The sequence below is a fragment of the Idiomarina sp. genome, from assembly GCF_048265525.1.
Lineage (GTDB): Bacteria > Pseudomonadota > Gammaproteobacteria > Enterobacterales > Alteromonadaceae > Idiomarina.
The window spans coordinates 38,636-57,468 of sequence record NZ_JBLXBI010000002.1 but is presented as its reverse complement, the minus strand read 5'-3'; the positions used below and the strand labels follow the sequence as shown (position 1 = coordinate 57,468).

18 protein-coding genes are annotated in these 18,833 nt (G+C 45.8%); 16 read left to right on the top strand and 2 right to left on the bottom strand.

The window, feature by feature from the left end; translation table 11 throughout:
• Positions 1–215 precede the first annotated feature (215 nt).
• The 15 genes from mnmG (at position 216) to glmS (ending at position 14,887) form a co-directional block, all read left to right on the top strand.
• Positions 216–2,111, top strand: coding sequence for a tRNA uridine-5-carboxymethylaminomethyl(34) synthesis enzyme MnmG (gene mnmG / locus ACN0TF_RS05790; protein WP_153849332.1), 1,896 nt, complete (start codon positions 216–218; stop codon positions 2,109–2,111).
• Positions 2,112–2,120: 9 nt separating this feature from the next.
• Entirely contained in the window at positions 2,121–2,741 is a 621-nt protein-coding gene (rsmG, locus tag ACN0TF_RS05785; protein ID WP_255801546.1) for a 16S rRNA (guanine(527)-N(7))-methyltransferase RsmG, read from the top strand.
• A gap of 48 nt (positions 2,742–2,789) precedes the next feature.
• Positions 2,790–3,581, top strand: coding sequence for a ParA family protein (locus ACN0TF_RS05780; RefSeq protein ID WP_417441152.1), 792 nt, complete (start codon positions 2,790–2,792; stop codon positions 3,579–3,581).
• Between the two features lie 19 nt (positions 3,582–3,600).
• Positions 3,601–4,476 carry a ParB/RepB/Spo0J family partition protein gene (locus tag ACN0TF_RS05775; protein WP_153849331.1) on the top strand — a complete coding sequence of 292 codons (876 nt, stop codon included), beginning with the start codon at positions 3,601–3,603 and terminating at the stop codon, positions 4,474–4,476.
• Between the two features lie 169 nt (positions 4,477–4,645).
• Complete coding sequence (locus ACN0TF_RS05770) at positions 4,646–5,032, top strand: ATP synthase subunit I (RefSeq protein WP_114981839.1); 387 nt, start codon at positions 4,646–4,648, stop codon at positions 5,030–5,032.
• A gap of 12 nt (positions 5,033–5,044) precedes the next feature.
• Entirely contained in the window at positions 5,045–5,842 is a 798-nt protein-coding gene (gene atpB, locus ACN0TF_RS05765) for a F0F1 ATP synthase subunit A (protein WP_153849330.1), read from the top strand.
• A gap of 64 nt (positions 5,843–5,906) precedes the next feature.
• Positions 5,907–6,164 (top strand): F0F1 ATP synthase subunit C, encoded by a 258-nt coding sequence (atpE, locus tag ACN0TF_RS05760; RefSeq protein ID WP_011235847.1) that lies wholly within the window; start codon positions 5,907–5,909, stop codon positions 6,162–6,164.
• A 37-nt stretch (positions 6,165–6,201) separates the two neighbouring features.
• On the top strand, positions 6,202–6,672 hold the full coding sequence (gene atpF / locus ACN0TF_RS05755; RefSeq protein WP_417441151.1) for a F0F1 ATP synthase subunit B: 471 nt from the start codon (positions 6,202–6,204) through the stop codon (positions 6,670–6,672).
• A gap of 17 nt (positions 6,673–6,689) precedes the next feature.
• A complete protein-coding gene (gene atpH, locus ACN0TF_RS05750; protein WP_417441150.1) occupies positions 6,690–7,223 on the top strand; it encodes a F0F1 ATP synthase subunit delta in 534 nt (177 codons plus the stop codon).
• Positions 7,224–7,237: 14 nt separating this feature from the next.
• A complete protein-coding gene (gene atpA / locus ACN0TF_RS05745; protein WP_011235844.1) occupies positions 7,238–8,779 on the top strand; it encodes a F0F1 ATP synthase subunit alpha in 1,542 nt (513 codons plus the stop codon).
• Positions 8,780–8,833: 54 nt separating this feature from the next.
• On the top strand, positions 8,834–9,697 hold the full coding sequence (gene atpG, locus ACN0TF_RS05740; protein WP_417441149.1) for a F0F1 ATP synthase subunit gamma: 864 nt from the start codon (positions 8,834–8,836) through the stop codon (positions 9,695–9,697).
• A 42-nt stretch (positions 9,698–9,739) separates the two neighbouring features.
• A complete protein-coding gene (gene atpD / locus ACN0TF_RS05735) occupies positions 9,740–11,125 on the top strand; it encodes a F0F1 ATP synthase subunit beta (RefSeq protein WP_417441148.1) in 1,386 nt (461 codons plus the stop codon).
• 17 nt (positions 11,126–11,142) lie between these two features.
• Positions 11,143–11,559 carry a F0F1 ATP synthase subunit epsilon gene (locus tag ACN0TF_RS05730; protein WP_011235841.1) on the top strand — a complete coding sequence of 139 codons (417 nt, stop codon included), beginning with the start codon at positions 11,143–11,145 and terminating at the stop codon, positions 11,557–11,559.
• 121 nt (positions 11,560–11,680) lie between these two features.
• Positions 11,681–13,051: a bifunctional UDP-N-acetylglucosamine diphosphorylase/glucosamine-1-phosphate N-acetyltransferase GlmU gene (gene glmU / locus ACN0TF_RS05725; RefSeq protein ID WP_417441147.1), complete on the top strand. Its 1,371-nt coding sequence runs from the start codon at positions 11,681–11,683 to the stop codon at positions 13,049–13,051.
• 3 nt (positions 13,052–13,054) lie between these two features.
• Complete coding sequence (gene glmS / locus ACN0TF_RS05720) at positions 13,055–14,887, top strand: glutamine--fructose-6-phosphate transaminase (isomerizing) (RefSeq protein ID WP_417441146.1); 1,833 nt, start codon at positions 13,055–13,057, stop codon at positions 14,885–14,887.
• A gap of 112 nt (positions 14,888–14,999) precedes the next feature.
• Here the strand turns inward: glmS and ACN0TF_RS05715 are convergent, their stop codons facing one another.
• Positions 15,000–15,482, bottom strand: a complete 483-nt coding sequence (locus tag ACN0TF_RS05715) for a hypothetical protein (RefSeq protein ID WP_417441145.1) — start codon at positions 15,480–15,482, stop codon at positions 15,000–15,002.
• 514 nt (positions 15,483–15,996) lie between these two features.
• On the opposite strand from ACN0TF_RS05715, the gene ACN0TF_RS05710 reads away from it, so the two are divergent.
• On the top strand, positions 15,997–16,899 hold the full coding sequence (locus ACN0TF_RS05710; RefSeq protein WP_417441144.1) for an endo alpha-1,4 polygalactosaminidase: 903 nt from the start codon (positions 15,997–15,999) through the stop codon (positions 16,897–16,899).
• A 5-nt stretch (positions 16,900–16,904) separates the two neighbouring features.
• Here the strand turns inward: ACN0TF_RS05710 and ACN0TF_RS05705 are convergent, their stop codons facing one another.
• Complete coding sequence (locus ACN0TF_RS05705; RefSeq protein ID WP_417441143.1) at positions 16,905–18,677, bottom strand: hypothetical protein; 1,773 nt, start codon at positions 18,675–18,677, stop codon at positions 16,905–16,907.
• Positions 18,678–18,833: the final 156 nt, after the last annotated feature.

Here is an 18,833-nt window from a genome sequence, read left to right as displayed (position 1 = left end):
CTTACTCCAGGATATATAAAAAAAGGGCTTCAGCGATCTATTCACAGAAATCCGCTGACTAGTAGTAATAGTAATAAAAGATCTAAATAAGATCCTTTACTGATCTTCTTTAAGATCTTTAACAGCACTGAACGAAATTTAACCATTTAGATTTAAGTGAAATCGCGTTAAAATAACCGGCTAACTTCCTATTCTTCAAACAAAGGTCACTTTGCATGTCACAACAGAGCCAACAACACTTTGACGTTATTGTTGTCGGTGGAGGACACGCCGGAACAGAAGCTGCGTTAGCCGCCGCTCGTTTAGGTGTTAAAACCCTATTGCTTACGCATAATATTGATACTTTAGGGCAAATGTCCTGTAACCCAGCCATTGGGGGAATAGGAAAAGGTCATTTAGTAAAAGAGATCGATGCACTTGGCGGCGTTATGGCCAAAGCAGCTGACAAAGCCGGAATTCAATTCAGAACACTGAATTCATCCAAAGGCCCTGCAGTGCGCGCGACCAGAGCTCAAGCTGACCGACAGCTTTACAAACAAGCGATCCGCTACGCACTGGAAACCCAGCCAAATCTGTCAATATTTCAACAAGGTTGTGACGATTTGATCGTCGAGAACGATCGCGTTACTGGCGTTGTTACCCAAATGGGTCTTAAATTCACGGCAAAAACCGTGGTGCTAACCGTAGGAACATTCCTCGGCGGACAAATTCATATTGGTCTGGATAACTACCAGGGCGGTCGCGCAGGCGATCCTCCATCAAACGCGTTAGCTAAACGATTACGTGCATTGCCATTACGAGTTGAGCGCTTAAAAACCGGCACACCACCACGTATCGCAAGCCACAGTGTCGACTTTTCCGTTATGCAGGAACAACCGGGTGATACCCCGACCCCGGTATTTTCTTACATGGGTTCTCGTTCTGATCATCCACAGCAGATTCCGTGTTACATCACGCATACCAACGAAAATACCCACGAGATTATTCGTTCAGGGCTTGATCGTTCACCCATGTATTCTGGTGTGATTGAAGGCGTTGGACCACGTTACTGTCCTTCAATTGAAGATAAAATTGTCCGTTTTGCTGACAAAGGTTCGCATCAAATTTTTGTTGAACCTGAAGGCTTAGATACCTTTGAAATTTACCCTAATGGCATTTCAACCAGCTTGCCGTTTGACGTTCAGCAGCGTCTGGTTCAATCAATTAAAGGCTTCGAAAATGCGCATATCACACGTCCCGGCTATGCGATCGAATACGATTACTTTGATCCACGAGATCTGAAACAATCTCTGGAAACCAAAGTCATTAACGGTTTGTTCTTCGCTGGCCAGATTAACGGTACAACAGGTTACGAAGAAGCCGGTGCACAAGGGCTTATTGCTGGTTTAAATGCCGCATTGCAGGCGCAGGATAAAGAATCCTGGGCACCACGACGCGATCAGGCCTACATGGGTGTGTTGATCGATGATTTATCGACTCTGGGCACTCAGGAACCCTACCGTATGTTCACTTCGCGCGCCGAATATCGCCTGTTGCTGCGTGAAGATAACGCCGATATGCGATTAACTGAAATTGGCCGTAATCTCGGTTTAGTGGATGATGAACGCTGGGCCGCGTTTAATAAGAAAATGGAATCAGTCGAGCAGGAAAAACAACGCTTAAAAACTACCTGGGTGCATAAAGATCATGCATCTGTAGAGCAAATTAACGCGCTGGTCAAAAGCCCTGTCACCAAAGAAGTGAGTGGCGAAGAGCTGTTACGCCGCCCGGAAATTCATTACAAAGATTTAGCCAAAACCGACTTTTTTGCGCCAGGGTTAAACGATCCTTTAGCGGCAGAACAAGTTGAGATTCAAATTAAATACGCGGGTTATATAACGCGTCAGCAGGAAGAAATAGCAAAACAACAGCGTCATGAAAATACCTTACTGCCCTCGCCTTTCGATTACGCTAAAATTAAGGGCTTATCGAACGAGGTGGTTGCTAAATTAAATGACCATCAGCCTGAGACCGTTGGTAAAGCCGCGCGTATTTCCGGAATTACTCCGGCAGCTGTTTCAATGTTGTTGGTTCACCTGAAAAAACAGGGTTTATTACGTAAAAGTGCTTAAGGAAGCGATGTGAAAGAGCAGTTAAAGGGATTATTAGATCAAGCACAAATAGACCTGTCAGAAGAACAGATTGAGCGACAACTGGCGTTAGTAGGGTTACTGGATAAGTGGAACAAAGCCTATAACCTGACTAGCGTGAGAAATCCGAAGGATATGCTGCCCCGACATATTATGGACAGCCTGGCTGTTCGTAAGTATTTACACGGGCAGCGCTTCATTGATGTAGGCACAGGGCCAGGGTTACCGGGTTTACCCTTAGCCATAGCCGAACCGGATAAAGAATTTGTTTTACTCGATAGTTTAGGCAAGCGCATCCGTTTTATTCGTCAGGTTTGTCATGAGCTAAAACTAACCAATGTCACGGCTGTGCAGGCGCGGGTGGAAGACTATCAGGATGAAAAGCAGTTTGATGGTGTAATCAGTAGAGCCTTTGCCTCGCTTAATGATATGCTTTCGTGGTGTGAACATTTACCGGCTGAAAACGGTCGGTTTTATGCGTTGAAAGGGCTGTATCCGCAAGACGAACTGGAGCAGTTGCCCGAGCAATATAAAATTGAAAGTATTGAGCAAATTAACGTTCCCGGCATTGACGCGAGCCGGCATATCGTCATTATAAGCAAACGGTCATAAAACAACCGACAGTCGACTATCCGACAACAACAAGAGGTTATAAAACCCGTGGCTAGAACCATTGCTATTGCGAATCAAAAAGGCGGAGTAGGAAAGACAACCACAGCAGTTAACTTAGCTGCGTCCATGGCTGCTACCCGTCGCAAAGTGTTGTTGATTGACCTGGACCCTCAGGGTAACGCGACTATGGGTAGTGGCGTTGATAAGTACGATGTCGAAAATACTATTTACGAATTGCTGATTGAAGAAAAGCCAGTCGGCGACGTTGCCGTAAAAGACACTAACGGTAAATACCATTTAATTGCAGCTAATGCCGATGCTACGGCTGCAGAAATTAAGTTAATGGAAGTTTTTGCGCGCGAATTGCGTTTACGTAATGCGCTTAAAGCCGTTCAGGATACTTACGACTATATTTTTATCGATTGTCCGCCATCACTGAATATGCTGACCGTTAACGGCATGGCCGCCGCTGACTCGATTCTGGTGCCCATGCAGTGCGAGTATTATGCACTGGAAGGTCTTACCGCATTAATGGAAACCATTCGCCAGCTGGCCGACGTGGTTAATCCCGGACTGGAAATTGAAGGTATTTTGCGGACTATGTACGATCCGCGTAATCGTCTTGCTAACGATGTTTCAGAACAGCTTAAAAACCACTTTGGTGAAAAAGTTTACCGGACCGTTATTCCACGCAATGTCCGTTTAGCCGAAGCGCCTTCATTTGGTGCGCCGGCTATGTACTACGACAAGTCATCCACCGGGTCAAAGGCCTATTTGGCTTTAGCGGGTGAACTTATCCGACGTTCTGAAAATCGTAAAGAAGTAGCAAAAGAATCATAACAAGGGAATAAAGCGAATCATGTCGGCAAAAAAACGAGGTTTAGGTCGCGGTCTGGATGCCTTACTGACCAGTAATCAGCAAAACTCTGACCGTCAATCAGAGCAAGTGACGGAAGAAGTTAAAGGTGAGTTACAGAAGCTGCCGGTTGAGTTTTTAAAGCCTGGCCGTTATCAACCTCGTAAAGACATGTCACCCGAAGCTTTGGAAGATTTAGCCGCTTCGGTAAAAGCTCAGGGGATAATCCAGCCCATTGTTGTACGCCCTGTTGGCAAAGACGAATATGAGATTATTGCGGGTGAGCGTCGCTGGCGTGCAGCGCAGCTGGCAAAACTTGATCTGGTCCCTTGCCTGATTAAAGATGTGCCCGATGAAGCTGCTGTGGCTATCGCGTTAATTGAAAACATTCAGCGTGAAGATTTAAACGCGATGGAAGAAGCCACTGCGTTACAACGTTTGTTGGTCGAGTTTCAGATGACTCACCAGGACGTTGCTCAGGCAGTCGGTAAATCACGGACTACAGTGACCAATTTGCTGCGTCTGAATAACTTGCAGGACGGCGTTAAAGTTTTACTGGAGCGTGGTGATATTGAACTTGGTCATGCCAAGTTGTTACTTGCGCTGGAAGGTGAACAACAAGCCGATGTAGCACAACAGATTGTCGCAAAAGATATGACCGTACGTGACGCAGAAAAACTCGTCAGACGTACAATTGACCCTCCCAAAGAAACCGAAAAACCAGAGCCAGACGCTAATATTGAACATTTAGAAACCAAGTTGTCTGAGACCCTGGGAGCCAAAGTTTCCATTAATCATGGTCGTAAAGGAAAAGGTAAACTGGTTATCAGTTACACCAACCTAGACGAACTGGACGGAATTCTGACTCACATCAAATAATAATTTCCAATGCATTGATTGTTGTAGAACTTTTGTTAAATGGCATAGAAACCGTCGCCTACAGGCAAATTTGTTTGCAATTACATGGCAGATCTTTATACTAGCGCGAGTTTCGTTGTGGCTGGTTGAAAGCCTCAAAAAAATAGCCGCCAGTTAAAAGGTTTTAGTCGTGACACAGGCACTTAATGCGGTAGGTAAAAAGCTGGCAGGAAAAGTTGTAGGTACACAATTTATAGCGGTTTTGATAGCCGCACTTGTCACGATAGCAGTTTCAAATACACAGTCGGCTTTGGGTATTCTGTGTGGCGGATTAACCGCCGTAATACCAAGCGCTCTATTTGCACTTATCGCTTTTAGACACGCAGGAGCGCGCGCTAATCAGAAAGTTGTACAAAGTTTCTTTTTAGGCGAAGGCGTTAAGCTACTGCTTACAGCAGTGTTGTTAACAATCGCATTGCTGGTAACAAATTTATATCCTGTGTGGTTATTGGTCGGTTTTGTCATCGCCGTCACCATGCAGTGGATAGCACCGGTTTTATTTTTAAAATCAACCTAACTGGGAAACAACATGATAAGTGGAGAACAAACTCCGACTCAGTATATCCAGCATCACCTCCAAAATTGGACGGTTGGTGAAGGGTTCTGGGCGGTGAACGTCGATACTATCTTCTGGTCCGTGTTACTGGGTGTGCTGTTTCTGTGGAGTTTCCGCAGAGTAGCTAAAAAATCCTCTGCTGGGGTACCTGGTAAATGGCAATGCTTTGTCGAAATGATTGTCGAGTTTGTTGACAACAGCGTCAAAGAATCCTTTCACGGTAAAGATAAACTGATAGCACCTCTGGCATTAACCATCTTCGTCTGGATATTCCTGATGAACCTGATGGACTTAATTCCGGTTGACTGGTTACCAACAGCTGCTATGTATGGTGGTTATTGGTTAGGCTTTGTTGACGACCCGCATGACGTGTACATGAAAGTGGTACCAACAACAGACCTGAATACAACCTTTGCATTGAGTTTAAGCGTATTTGCGCTAATTATTATCTACTCAATCAAATACAAAGGCGTGAAAGGTTTCGCTAAAGAAATGACTTTCACCCCGTTTAATCATTGGGCATTAATACCAGTGAACTTTGTACTGGAAAGTATCACGTTATTGGCAAAACCAGCGTCACTGGCACTGCGTTTGTTCGGTAACCTGTATGCAGGTGAATTGATATTTATTCTAATTGCAATGATTGGATTCTGGCAGCTACCGGCGCACTTTGCGTGGGCAGTGTTCCATATTCTGGTTATTACATTGCAAGCGTTTATTTTCATGATGCTGACCATTGTTTACTTAAGCATGGCGTCATCTGAACACTAGTGTTCGAAACAAAAGTTTTTAGCTTTACTTTTAACTTTAATCTACTGAAAAACTGGAGAAATCAATGGAAACTGTAGTTGCTTTTACTGCTATCGCTGTATCAATCATGATCGGTCTGGCTGCACTGGGTACTGCCCTGGGCTTTGGTATTCTGGGTGGTAAATTCCTGGAAGCTGCTGCTCGTCAACCAGAACTGGCACCACAGCTGCAAGTTAAAATGTTCATCGTTGCAGGTCTTATCGATGCTATCGCGATGATCGGTGTTGCTGTTGCATTGCTGTTCACGTTTGCGAACCCATTCTTAACCCAGGTAGCAGGCTAATCGTTATTCGACGGTCACCAACTGAAGGAGGTCCGTTGTGAATATCAACGCTACTCTAATTGGACAATCGATCGCGTTTGCCGTGTTCGTGTGGTTCTGCATGAAATTTGTATGGCCACCGATCATCAAGGCTATTGAGGAACGTCAGAAGAAAATTGCTGACGGCCTTAATGCTGGTGAACGTGCTCAAAAAGATTTAGAGAAAGCCCAGCAAGAAATTGCCGAGCAGCTCAAAGAAGCTAAACAGCAAGCCGCTGAAATCATTGAACAGTCGAAAAAACGTGGTGCTAAAATTGTTGAGGAAGAAACTCAACGTGGCCACGAAGAACGTGAAAAAATCGTTGCGGCCGGACATGAAGAAGTAGCTGCTGAACGCAATCGCGTTCGCGAAGAGCTGCGCAAGCAAGTTGCCGTATTAGCGGTGTCTGGGGCTCAGAAAATCATTGAGCGTGAAATTGATAAAGACGCTCATAGTGACATTGTTGAAAAACTGGTCGCTGAACTTTAATAAAGGGGTTTGAGCTTATGTCAGAACTGACTACGGTCGCTCGCCCTTACGCAAAAGCAGCTTTTGATTTTGCTTTAGAACAGGGAGCGCTCGATAAGTGGGCAGAAATGCTTAGCTTCGCTGCTGCGGTAGCGCAAGACGAGACTATTGCCTCATTTTTGAGTAGCTCCTCGACTGTTGGGAAAACAACAGAGGTTTTCTTGGGTGTTTGCGGCGACGAGCTCGACGACAGCGCTAAGAACTTCGTTAAAGTACTGGCTGAAAATGAACGTCTGCCAGTGCTACCAGCAGTTAGTGAGCTCTATCAGACGCTTCGTGCTGAACATGACAAAGAAGTCACTGTAGATGTTAAGTCAGCAGTTAAACTGCTGAAAGCACAACAAACGGCTTTGATTAAAGCACTTGAGAAGCGCCTGCAACGCAAAATTAAGCTGAACTGCAGTGTCGACAAGTCCATTATTGGCGGACTTGTTATAGAAGCTGGTGATACCGTTATTGACGGCACCTTGCGCGGCAAGCTCGACAGACTTGCTTACGCACTGCAATCCTAATTGGGGACTTGAGCATGCAATTGAATTCAAATGAAATCGCAGAACTGATCAAACAGCGAATTGAGAAGTTCGAAGTCACCAGCGAAGCTCGCAACGAAGGTACCATCATGTCTGTTCAAGACGGTATCATTCGCATCCACGGACTTGCAGACTGTCTGCAAGGTGAAATGGTTGAGCTACCTGGTAATCGTTACGCTATCGCACTAAACCTTGAACGTGATTCTGTTGGTGCGGTTGTTATGGGCCCTTATGCAGACTTGCAGGAAGGCACCAAAGTAAAATCAACAGGTCGTATTCTGGAAGTTCCGGTTGGCGAAAAACTGTTGGGTCGTGTGGTTAACACACTAGGCCAGCCTATCGACGGTAAAGGTCCTATCGAAGCTGACGGCTATGAGCCAGTCGAGAAAATCGCACCGGGCGTAATCGAACGTCAATCAGTTGATCAGCCAGTACAAACAGGCTACAAATCAATCGATTCGATGATTCCGGTTGGTCGTGGTCAGCGTGAGCTTATCATCGGTGACCGTCAGACAGGTAAAACGGCTTTAGCAGTAGACGCTATTATCAACCAGAAAGATTCTGGTATTAAGTGTGTTTACGTAGCCATTGGTCAGAAGAACTCAACCATTTCAGCGGTTGTACGTAAGTTAGAAGAGCACGGCGCAATGGAAAACACCATTGTAGTTGCAGCTTCTGCTTCTGAATCGGCAGCCCTGCAATATCTGGCAGCTTACTCTGGTTGTACCATGGGTGAGTACTTCCGTGACCGCGGTGAAGACGCTTTGATTGTATACGATGACCTGTCTAAACAGGCTGTTGCTTATCGTCAAATTTCACTGTTGTTGCGTCGTCCTCCGGGTCGTGAAGCATTCCCTGGCGATGTTTTCTACCTTCACTCTCGTCTACTTGAGCGTGCTGCGCGTGTAAACGCTGACTACGTAGAAAAATTCACTGACGGTAAAGTGAAAGGCCAGACCGGCTCATTAACTGCCTTACCTATCATTGAAACTCAGGCAGGTGACGTATCGGCATTCGTACCGACTAACGTTATCTCTATCACCGATGGTCAGATCTTCCTTGAAACTGACTTATTTAACTCAGGTATTCGTCCTGCGGTTAACGCTGGTGTCTCGGTTTCACGTGTTGGTGGTTCAGCACAAACGAAAATCATCAAGAAACTGGGTGGCGGTATCCGTCTTGCCCTGGCTCAGTATCGTGAATTGGCGGCGTTCGCTCAGTTCGCATCTGACCTTGATGAATCGACTCGTTCACAGTTAGAGCACGGTCAGCGTGTTACCGAACTGATGAAACAGAAACAGTACAAGCCTATGAGCGTGGCTCAAATGGCTGTATCAATTTATGCCGTTGAAAAAGGCTTCTTGAAAGACGTAGAAATTGACAAAATCATGGATTTTGAAGAATCTCTGCAATCTTTCATGGCGAGCGAATACGCCGAGCTAATGGCTGAGATTGATAAAACTGGCAACTATAACGACGACATTGATGCGCAACTGAAAGCCGCGCTTGAGAAATTCAAGCAAACGCAATCATGGTAATCGCACCTGGCCGCGGTAGCGGCCATTTGTCGTTGAGTTAACAGGAGAATCGTCATGGCCAGCGGTAAAGAGATAAAAACTCAGATCTCGAGTATCGGTAATACTCAGAAGATCACCAGTGCTATGGAAATGGTCGCTGCGTCGAAAATGAAAAAGGCGCAGGAACGTATGGAGGCAAGTCGCCCCTATGCGGACACCATTCGCAAGGTGATTGGTCATGTGGCGCGCGGTAACCTCGAATATCGTCATCCATTTATGGAAGAACGTCAGGTTAAGCGTGTGGGTTACATCGTTGTGTCTACTGACCGTGGTTTGTGTGGCGGCTTGAACGGTAATGAATTCAAGAAAGTCGTTAAACACGCTCACGAGTGGAAAGAGCAGGATGTTGAAGCGGATTTTGCCGCTATAGGCAGCAAAGCAACCAGTTATTTCAAGCGCTTTGGTAAGTTGAAAGCGCAATTTTCAGGTATGGGTGATAAGCCAGAACTGAAAGAAATCACTGGTTCAATCCAGGTTATGCTGGATGCTTTTGAAGAAGGCAAAATCGATCGCTTGTACGTTGTATTCAACAAATTTGTGAATACGATGACCCAGGAGCCGACCATTCATCAATTGTTGCCATTGCCGCAAGCAGGATCGGAAGAAGAAGTACAGACAGGTAGCTGGGATTACCTGTATGAGCCGAGTCCGGAAAGTATTCTAGATACGCTAATTCGTCGCTTCGTAGAAATGCAAGTGTACCAAGGCGTAGTGGATAACTTTGCTAGTGAGCAAGCCGCTCGGATGATTGCTATGAAAGCTGCAACCGACAATGCCGAAGACATTATTGACCAATTACAATTGCGATATAACAAGGCGCGTCAGGCAGCAATTACGCAAGAAATTTCGGAAATCGTGTCCGGCGCCGAAGCGGTATAACGCGGCAACGGTTAACAGAATTGAAGAGTTAGAGGAAACGTCATGAGTCAAGGTAAGGTCGTACAAATTATCGGCGCCGTTGTGGATTTAGAATTTCCACAAGACGCTGTACCAAAAGTATACGACGCACTAAAAGTGACCGAAGGTGGCTTAGAAGGTTTGGTTCTTGAAGTTCAGCAGCAGCTGGGCGGCGGAATCGTACGTGCCATCGCAATGGGTACAACTGACGGTCTGCGTCGTGGTGTCACCGCTGAAAACACCGGTGAATCAATCATGGTTCCAGTGGGTAAGAAAACCCTGGGCCGTATTATGGATGTATTGGGTAACCCAATTGATGAAGCGGGCCCTATCGGTGAAGATGAGAAAATGTCGATTCACCGTGCCGCACCAAGCTACGAAGAACAATCAAACACGAACGAACTGTTAGAAACAGGTATCAAAGTCATCGACTTGATTTGCCCGTTTGCTAAAGGTGGTAAAGTTGGTCTGTTCGGTGGTGCTGGTGTTGGTAAAACCGTTAACATGATGGAGCTTATCCGTAACATCGCTATCGAGCACAGCGGCTACTCAGTATTCGCTGGTGTTGGTGAGCGTACTCGTGAAGGTAACGACTTCTATCACGAGATGAACGATTCAAACGTTCTGGATAAAGTATCACTGGTTTATGGTCAGATGAACGAGCCACCGGGTAACCGTTTACGTGTTGCTTTAACGGGCTTGACTGTCGCTGAGAAATTCCGTGACGAAGGTCGCGATGTGCTTTTCTTCGTTGATAACATCTACCGTTACACCTTGGCCGGTACAGAAGTATCAGCACTGTTAGGCCGTATGCCTTCAGCGGTTGGTTATCAGCCTACTCTGGCCGAAGAAATGGGTGTTCTGCAGGAACGTATCACCTCTACTAAGACAGGTTCAATAACGTCTGTACAGGCCGTTTACGTACCAGCGGATGACTTGACCGACCCATCTCCGGCAACAACCTTTGCTCACTTGGATGCAACCGTTGTACTTAACCGTGACATCGCGTCGTTGGGTATCTACCCTGCGGTTGACCCGCTGGATTCAACGTCACGTCAGTTGGACCCACAGGTTATCGGTGATGAGCATTACGACACAGCAATGGGTGTTCAGGAAGTACTGCAACGCTATAAAGAGCTGAAAGACATTATTGCGATTCTGGGTATGGACGAGCTGTCTGAAGAAGACAAACTGTCAGTATCTCGTGCTCGTAAAATTCAGCGCTTCTTGTCGCAGCCTTTCTTCGTAGCCGAAGTATTCACTGGTGCTCCAGGTAAATATGTATCTTTGAAAGATACTATTGCCGGCTTTAAAGGCATTTTGGATGGCGAATACGACGATATGCCAGAGCAGGCCTTCTACATGGTTGGTACCATCGAAGAAGCGGTAGAAAAAGCCAAAAACCTGTAACCGACCGGGAGGTTTGAATGGCAACACAAACATTAAATCTGGACGTTGTCAGCGCTGAAGACAAATTGTTCTCAGGCGTTGTACAAACGGTTCAGGTCACTGGTAGCGAAGGTGAGCTGGGTATTTACCCAGGTCACGCGCCCCTGCTGACTAAAATCAAACCAGGTATGGTTCGTTATGTCAGTGAAGCGGGCGACGAAGAGCTTCTGTATGTTGCCGGTGGTGTGTTAGAAGTACAGCCTGGTCACGTTATTGTTCTTGCGGACGTTGCTGTTCGTGGTGACGAACTTGACTTGCAGGAAGCCGAAGCAGCGAAAAAACGCGCTGAAGAAGCCATTGCCGATTCAGGTTCTGATGTGACCTATGCAGAAGCTATTGCTGAGCTATCGCGTGCGTTAGCTCAAATCGATATTATTCGTAAGCTTAAGCGCTAAAACTTCTGCGTTAAAATACGTAAAAGGCCTTGTTGTTAGTGCAACAGGGCCTTTTTTGTCGTTACAATAAGCTAATGTCATAAGGCTTACGCCAGCGATACTGAATTAAGGATCCATTAATATGAAGTTACGCGTTGTTATTCTGGCCGCAGGAAAAGGAACTCGCATGCGATCGGAGCTACCTAAGGTGCTGCATAAAGTGGCTAATAAACCTATGGTAGAGCATGTTATTGATACAGCCAGGTCACTGAAGCCCGACGCCATTAATTTAATTTACGGCCATGGCGGCGATCAGCTTAAACAAGCGGTAGCAGGTGATGACTTAACCTGGGTTGAACAACGCGAACAATTAGGTACAGGCCATGCGGTTCAGCAGGTTATTCCACACCTGAAAAGCAGTGAAAAGGTCATTATTTTGTATGGTGACGTGCCGCTGCTGACCGAATCCACCTTAATTAAACTGGTAACAGCCAGCGCGAACACTTCGCTTGGCCTGCTGACTATGACGCTTGCCGAGCCTACAGGCTATGGCCGCATCGTGCGTAATGAACGTCGCAGCGTAACCGGCATTATTGAGCAAAAGGATGCCAACGCTCAGCAATTAGCTATTAAAGAAGTGAATACCGGCATTATGATTGCCGACAGCGACAAGCTAAAAAGTTGGCTGGAAAACTTAAGTAACGATAATGCGCAAAAAGAATATTACCTGACCGATATTGTCGCAATGGCCGCGCGGGAAGGCGTTAATATTGCCACTGCACAGCCTGACAACGCTCAGGAAGTCGAAGGAGCCAATAACCGTCAGCAATTAGCCTCTTTAGAAAGAGCACTGCAGCAGCGTCAGGCTGAAGAGCTCATGACCCAGGGCGTCACCTTAATTGACCCTGCCCGCTTCGATTGTCGCGGTAAACTGAGTGCCGGCAGTGATGTCACTATTGATATTAACGCAGTGTTTGAAGGCAATGTGGTTCTGGGTGACCGGGTTGTTATTGAACCAAATTGCGTCATAAGAAACTCTGTTATTGGTGATGACACCGTTATTCGCGCGAACTCCCATATTGAAGACGCAAAAGTGGCGAAAGGCTGTAAAGTCGGTCCTTTCGCGCGTTTGAGACCAGGAGCGGAACTTGCAGATGAAGCGCAGGTCGGAAACTTTGTCGAGATGAAAAAAAGTCGCCTGGGTAAAGGCTCTAAAGCCAGCCATTTAACCTATTTGGGCGACACCCAGGTGGGTGAATACGCAAACATTGGTGCAGGTACCATTACCTGCAATTACGATGGTGTGAATAAAGCACTGACCGAAATTGGTGATGGCGCTTTTATAGGCTCAAACAGCTCTCTGGTTGCGCCTGTCTCCATTGGTAAGAATGCAACTGTTGGCGCCGGCTCGGTCATTACCCGGGCGGTGGCGGACGAAGAACTGGCTGTTGCCCGGGGCAAGCAGCGTAATATCAGCGGATGGCAACGTCCACAGTCGAAAAAAGGAAGTTAACTTATGTGCGGTATTGTAGGCGCCACGTCGGAACGTCGGGTAACAGGTATTTTGCTGGAAGGTTTAAAACGACTGGAATACCGGGGTTATGACTCGGCGGGTGTGGCTGTTATCGACGCTGATAATCACCTTAAAAGCGTACGCCGTACCGGTAAGGTACAGGAATTAAAAGACGCCATAGACAAGAACCCCTTAGACGGCACTATTGGTATTGCCCATACACGTTGGGCTACGCATGGTGGGGTTACGGAAGCGAACGCTCACCCTCACCGTTCTGAAGATGAAATTGCGGTGGTTCATAATGGCATTATTGAAAACCACGAACGCCTGCGCGAAGAGCTTCAAGCCGAAGGCTATGTTTTTAATTCGCAGACTGACACCGAAGTAATCGCTCACTTAATTCATCATGAACGTAAAACTCATGGCGACTTATTGGCTGCGGTTAAATCAGCAGTACGTCAGCTGGAAGGTGCTTACGGCACCGTGGTTATGGACACCCAATACCCGGAGCGTTTAGTGGTTGCCCGTTCTGGCAGCCCTCTGGTTATTGGTGTGGGTATTGGCGAGAACTTTGTTGCCTCCGATCAGCTCGCTCTATTGCCAGTCACCCGTCAGTTTATTTACCTGGAAGAAGGTGATGTTGCAGACATTAACCGCACTGATATCGACATTTACGATTCTGAAGGCAACGCGGTAGAGCGCGAAGTTGTTGAATCTGACGTTAGCTACGATGCGGGTGGTAAAGGCCAGTATCGGCATTTTATGCTGAAAGAAATTTACGAGCAGCCTATTGCCGTGCGTAATACACTGGAAGGCCGTTTGTCCGAAACCACCGTGTTGGATAACGCTTTTGGTGAAGATGCGGCGAGTATTTTAAAAGACATTGAACACGTTCAAATAGTTGCCTGTGGTACCAGTTACCATGCGGGCATGGTGGCGCGCTACTGGCTGGAATCGATGGCGAATGTGTCGTGCAATGTCGAAATAGCCTCAGAGTTTCGTTACCGCAAGTCCTATGTTCACCCGAATAGTTTGTTGGTAACCATTTCACAAAGCGGTGAAACAGCGGACACCCTAGCTGCACTGCGGTTGTCGAAAAAACTTGGTTATAAAGGCAGCCTGACCATTTGTAACGTGGGTTCATCGTCTATGGTACGCGAATCTGACTTGGCGTTTTTAACCCGCGCCGGCGCGGAAATTGGCGTGGCGTCGACCAAAGCCTTTACTACTCAGTTAACCGGCCTGTTGATGCTGACCTTAGGCATTGGTAAATACCGGGGCATGCCAGAGCAGCAGCAAGAAGCCGTAGTTCATGCCCTGCAAGCTTTACCAACCAAGCTGGAAGAAGCGGTGTCATTGGCTGATGAAATTGAAGAGTTAGCGCAGGACTTTGCCAACAAAGAGCATAGTCTGTTCCTGGGGCGTGGTAACCAATACCCTATTGCTATGGAAGGCGCTTTAAAACTGAAAGAAATTTCATACATTCACGCCGAAGCCTATGCCGCCGGTGAGTTAAAGCACGGTCCTCTCGCACTTATTGATGAGGAAATGCCGGTTATTGTTGTGGCACCGAACAACGATTTGCTGGAAAAACTGAAGTCCAACGTTGAAGAAGTTCGCGCCCGCGGCGGCTTGATGTACGTTTTTGCTGACAAAAACGCCCGCTTCAAAGGTGATGACTCGTTAACCGTACTTAACGTCTGCCATTGCGACGAAGTGATAGCGCCTATTGTCTATACCGTTCCTTTGCAGCTGCTGTCTTACTACGTAGCTCTGATAAAAGGCACCGATGTGGACCAGCCTCGTAATCTAGCGAAAAGTGTAACAGTCGAATAAATAAGAAAGGGGCCGAAAGGCCCTTTTGTCGGCGTACATTAAAGTTCTTAATAAACATTAAAGTTATTAAATTTTAATGTTTCAAGGATTCGAACCTGTAATTTAGTCATTTTTAGATTTTTTCTGAAATGTCAGGGTCATCCTTTTTTTCTTTGTAGACTAAGTAAACTTCCCCTTCAATGGTTTTAAGCTGAGCCTCGTAAACAATATTTTCTATTAGACGGACTCTTTCAGGCTTCATTATAATTTCATTATTGGCTTTATGAACACTCAAAAAGCTCGTGAAATACGAGCGCTCTACCCAATAGATTTTGGAATCTGATTTTAAAGTGCTGACGACAGAAATATTTTGTCTAACTGGTAAAAACATCAGAGCCAGTATAGCTAACGACAGTAATGGGATGACTGCTTCTTTTAAACTAAAAGCGAGTAACGTTATGACGATAAAATACAGTGACAAGATGCCTGTTACTATCAACCCTATTCCGTTATTTCCAGTAACTTCATTTATGAAACTGAACTGAAAAAAGTAAGAAAGTAAACTAATAATAAAAGGTAAAGCGTACAAAAACAGGGTGCTTTTTTTACTTAACATGCAGGTATACCTTAATTGATTTAAGGAGGAAATCGGCCCACCTTTTTGAAAATCCTTTTACTCTAACTCTATATGTAATGGCTAAACTTTTGAAATTCCATTATGGTTTCAGTTAGTTATTTTAATTTCTGCCTTGCTCGTTTTTATATATGTAATCCTGAAATCGAAAGGCCAAGAAGATTAGGCTATCTGATGTAACTCCTTGCAGGCTAAGGTTTTTTAGCGTTGATGGCCACCAGCGACCTGAATCGTCCGGCTCTATTTTTTATAGCAGACGACCAGCATCTGCATTGTGCCTTTAATTCAGGAAGCTGAATCACTAATACCTTCAACGAACTCTCTTAAACGACATGCTTGGTTTCTCGAGTTGTCATCTTCGAGGTTATCGTCGTCTCTCTGAATACTCTCGTTCCGTTAGGATAAATTAAATTGCTGGCAGAGTTGTGCGAATAGAGTTGCCGCCCACCCGACAAAGCCTGATAATCCCCGAGTGATCACTTAAGGAAACACTCCAATGTTTAACCGAAACTGGACTGCTGTAAGTTTATTGGTTTTAGCCTGTTCGCAATTGACCGCCTGTAACTCCGATTCGTCGTCAGAAAATACGGATAATGGGGAATCTGGCATATGGCAACCCAAGCCAGGAACAAGCTGGTATTGGCAGCTCGAGAACTACGACAATCTGAATATAAACAAGGACGTCGAGGCATTCGATATCGACTTATTTGAAGGTTCAGAGGGTGGCGACGAAAGCATTATCAGTTCATTAAAGGCCAACGGTAAACGGGTTATTTGTTATTTCAGTGCCGGAACCCGAGAAGACTGGCGGACCGATGCCAATGAGTTTTCGGAAGACGCAGTTATTGCCGATGGTGAAATGGCGGACTGGCCGGGTGAGGTATGGCTGGACATAAATAACGAAGCTGTCCTGAATGAAAACATCAAACCTATTATGGAATCGCGTCTGGACCTAGCTCAATCTGCAGGTTGTGATGCGGTTGAACCTGACAATGTTGACGGCTATATCAACACTGACGAGACAAAGGGCATTATCACTTACGATGATCAGCTAAATTACAATAAATGGTTAGCAAATGCCGCACATTCGCGGGGGTTAAGCATTGGTTTAAAGAACGATGTAGACCAACTGAATGAACTGGTTAATGACTTTGATTTTGCCGTAAACGAACAGTGTTATGCCTACGGGAATGAATGCGTCAGTTACGAAGACACTTTCCTGAAAAATAACAAAGCGGTTTTTGTGCAAGAGTACTATGAAGACGGCTCTGAGGGCGAAATCAGCCAGCAGGAATTCGAAAACAATGCCTGCCCTTACTTCCTTGAAGCTGGAATTTCTGCTTTATGGAAAGAGGGCTTTAACCTTAACGGGGAAAACGTTCTGAGTTGCGGCGAGTAAAACCGTTATTCTACGCCAGAGGATTCTCCGAAGTCGCGCCTAGTTTCAAAAACCATTTGCTGAACTAGGCTAGAGAAAAACGCAAATTGTGTGTTTTCTGTCATTTTTGAGCGAAACTCGTCAGAAGCGAATTGCGTGCTAACACGCTCTGTCATTTCATCACGAATGCCGGAATGCATATCTGTAAGCGATTCGGTAAACTCAGTAAGGGTCATTTTCTCTTCAGCTGTGCTGTCATGTCGAGTTTCTTCAAAGGCGACCAATGTAGTGACCAAGTTGCCAACATCGGCTTTGTAATCAGCAAAGGCTTTGGCACTGTATAGGTTTTCAGACTCATGCCCTTTTACTGAGTGACCGTTCTCCATTTTAACGTTGTTTGTCGCTCCAAGTAGTACCCGCGAATTATCTATCGCGGTATTCATATCCTGGAAAACCGCAGCGCCTTCCAATGCAACGACTGTCAGCCCTTCCTCAATATATGGGCGCTCAACCAGGGTTACATCATGATACTGAGCACGATTAACTAAAGAAATAACGTCTTTATCCTGGCGCAGGGTGTCTACAATATGCATCGCTTCATCAAGGTTTGGCTTGTTGATCCGGTTAAATACCTTTTGTTTAAGCATGGAATCTAAACCGGTGGTGGTGATTTCTATATAAGCACGTTTTTCCGGGTTGGAGAGCGCGTTTAGATCCGTGCCCATGCTCTCGAGCTGTTTATCCGAGAAATCATATTTCTCCATCATCGAGATCATGTTCGTGACAGAGTCCAGTGCAAAGTCTCGGCCCTGACTTTGCCAGTTATCCTTTAATAGGGCTTTATCACCCGTTAATGCACGGCCATAATTTTTCAGTGGTATCATCGGCACTTTTATCTCACCAATAATTTCGGCAAGCGCAGTTAACAGGCTTTCCGGAACCTGATTAGCGTCTGAGCCCATGAGTTTTGCTAAGCGCTCACCCAGGCCTGTATCTAAACCAGAAACACTCAATAGCCCTGCTTGTGCCTCATCGCTCATTTTTCCGAGCTGTTTAGTCAGGGCTACCGGGTTATCCGAATCAATTACCGCAGTGATATAGTTGTGCAGGTTGTTCGCAGAGGTGTCGTCACGATAACGTTGCAGCTTACTGAGTTGGCTAAAATCTTGCGACAGAACGGTTGTTTTAAACGCCCTCAGATGGCCTTTGTCCACTTGTTCAGCATAACTAGCTGCTTTTTCCAGTATGGCGTTACGATCCGTTTCGTTGCTGTTCAATAAAACGTCAGTAAACTGGGCGACTTTATCCTGATAGGTGCGCTTGGCTTCGTTGTGGGAAGTGAAGTTCTCTGTGGCCGGCAAATATAGAGTTTTTATCGTTTGTGCAAAGTCTTCTAAAGCCTTATCGCTTAAAGAAGATGTCATATCAATAAAGTCAGTATTGGTCAGTAAGCCTGCGCGTAAGAAATCTCGCATGCCGCCCTGATAAAAGAAGTGATTATTGTTGGACTCAATAATCGGTCCATCTAGACGCTCGGCCAGCACTTTCGCTTTCGCTCTTAATTCAGGGTCATTTTGATACAGCTCGTAAGGGTCGCTTTTTGGGCGATTAAGAGTAAATTCTGAGTGGTCAGCAGGCGTATTGAGTGCGGATTTCGCCTGATCTTGCGCTAGCGTTGTTAAAGTCTCATGCAAAGGTGCTGGGCTTGGCGACGGTGCCACGAAACTGCTTTGGTTCATGCTTTTTAGTTTGCCACTAAGCTGCATAGTGTTTAAGGCATTCATTGAAATATGTGTCACGTGAGAAGCCACTTTAACAAGGTTTATAAAGGTTAACGGCCGGCATAGCAATAAGTTGAATAAAATCTGCTTGCTATGGAAAATGGCTTTGATCAATTTTGGACAGGCTTAACGTAAGCTACTATTTTGAATGTAGTCATACTTTTATTTTAATAG

What these genes read in the sequence shown, in the direction of transcription:
- mnmG (WP_153849332.1), top strand. Translation starts at nt 216, where the DNA reads ATGTCACAACAGAGCCAACAACACTTTGACGTTATTGTTGTCGGTGGA.
- ACN0TF_RS05775 (WP_153849331.1), top strand. Translation starts at nt 3,601, where the DNA reads ATGTCGGCAAAAAAACGAGGTTTAGGTCGCGGTCTGGATGCCTTACTG.
- atpB (WP_153849330.1), top strand. Translation starts at nt 5,045, where the DNA reads ATGATAAGTGGAGAACAAACTCCGACTCAGTATATCCAGCATCACCTC.
- atpE (WP_011235847.1), top strand. Translation starts at nt 5,907, where the DNA reads ATGGAAACTGTAGTTGCTTTTACTGCTATCGCTGTATCAATCATGATC.
- atpH (WP_417441150.1), top strand. Translation starts at nt 6,690, where the DNA reads ATGTCAGAACTGACTACGGTCGCTCGCCCTTACGCAAAAGCAGCTTTT.
- atpA (WP_011235844.1), top strand. Translation starts at nt 7,238, where the DNA reads ATGCAATTGAATTCAAATGAAATCGCAGAACTGATCAAACAGCGAATT.
- atpG (WP_417441149.1), top strand. Translation starts at nt 8,834, where the DNA reads ATGGCCAGCGGTAAAGAGATAAAAACTCAGATCTCGAGTATCGGTAAT.
- atpD (WP_417441148.1), top strand. Translation starts at nt 9,740, where the DNA reads ATGAGTCAAGGTAAGGTCGTACAAATTATCGGCGCCGTTGTGGATTTA.
- ACN0TF_RS05730 (WP_011235841.1), top strand. Translation starts at nt 11,143, where the DNA reads ATGGCAACACAAACATTAAATCTGGACGTTGTCAGCGCTGAAGACAAA.
- glmU (WP_417441147.1), top strand. Translation starts at nt 11,681, where the DNA reads ATGAAGTTACGCGTTGTTATTCTGGCCGCAGGAAAAGGAACTCGCATG.
- glmS (WP_417441146.1), top strand. Translation starts at nt 13,055, where the DNA reads ATGTGCGGTATTGTAGGCGCCACGTCGGAACGTCGGGTAACAGGTATT.
- ACN0TF_RS05715 (WP_417441145.1), bottom strand. Translation starts at nt 15,482, where the DNA reads ATGTTAAGTAAAAAAAGCACCCTGTTTTTGTACGCTTTACCTTTTATT.
- ACN0TF_RS05710 (WP_417441144.1), top strand. Translation starts at nt 15,997, where the DNA reads ATGTTTAACCGAAACTGGACTGCTGTAAGTTTATTGGTTTTAGCCTGT.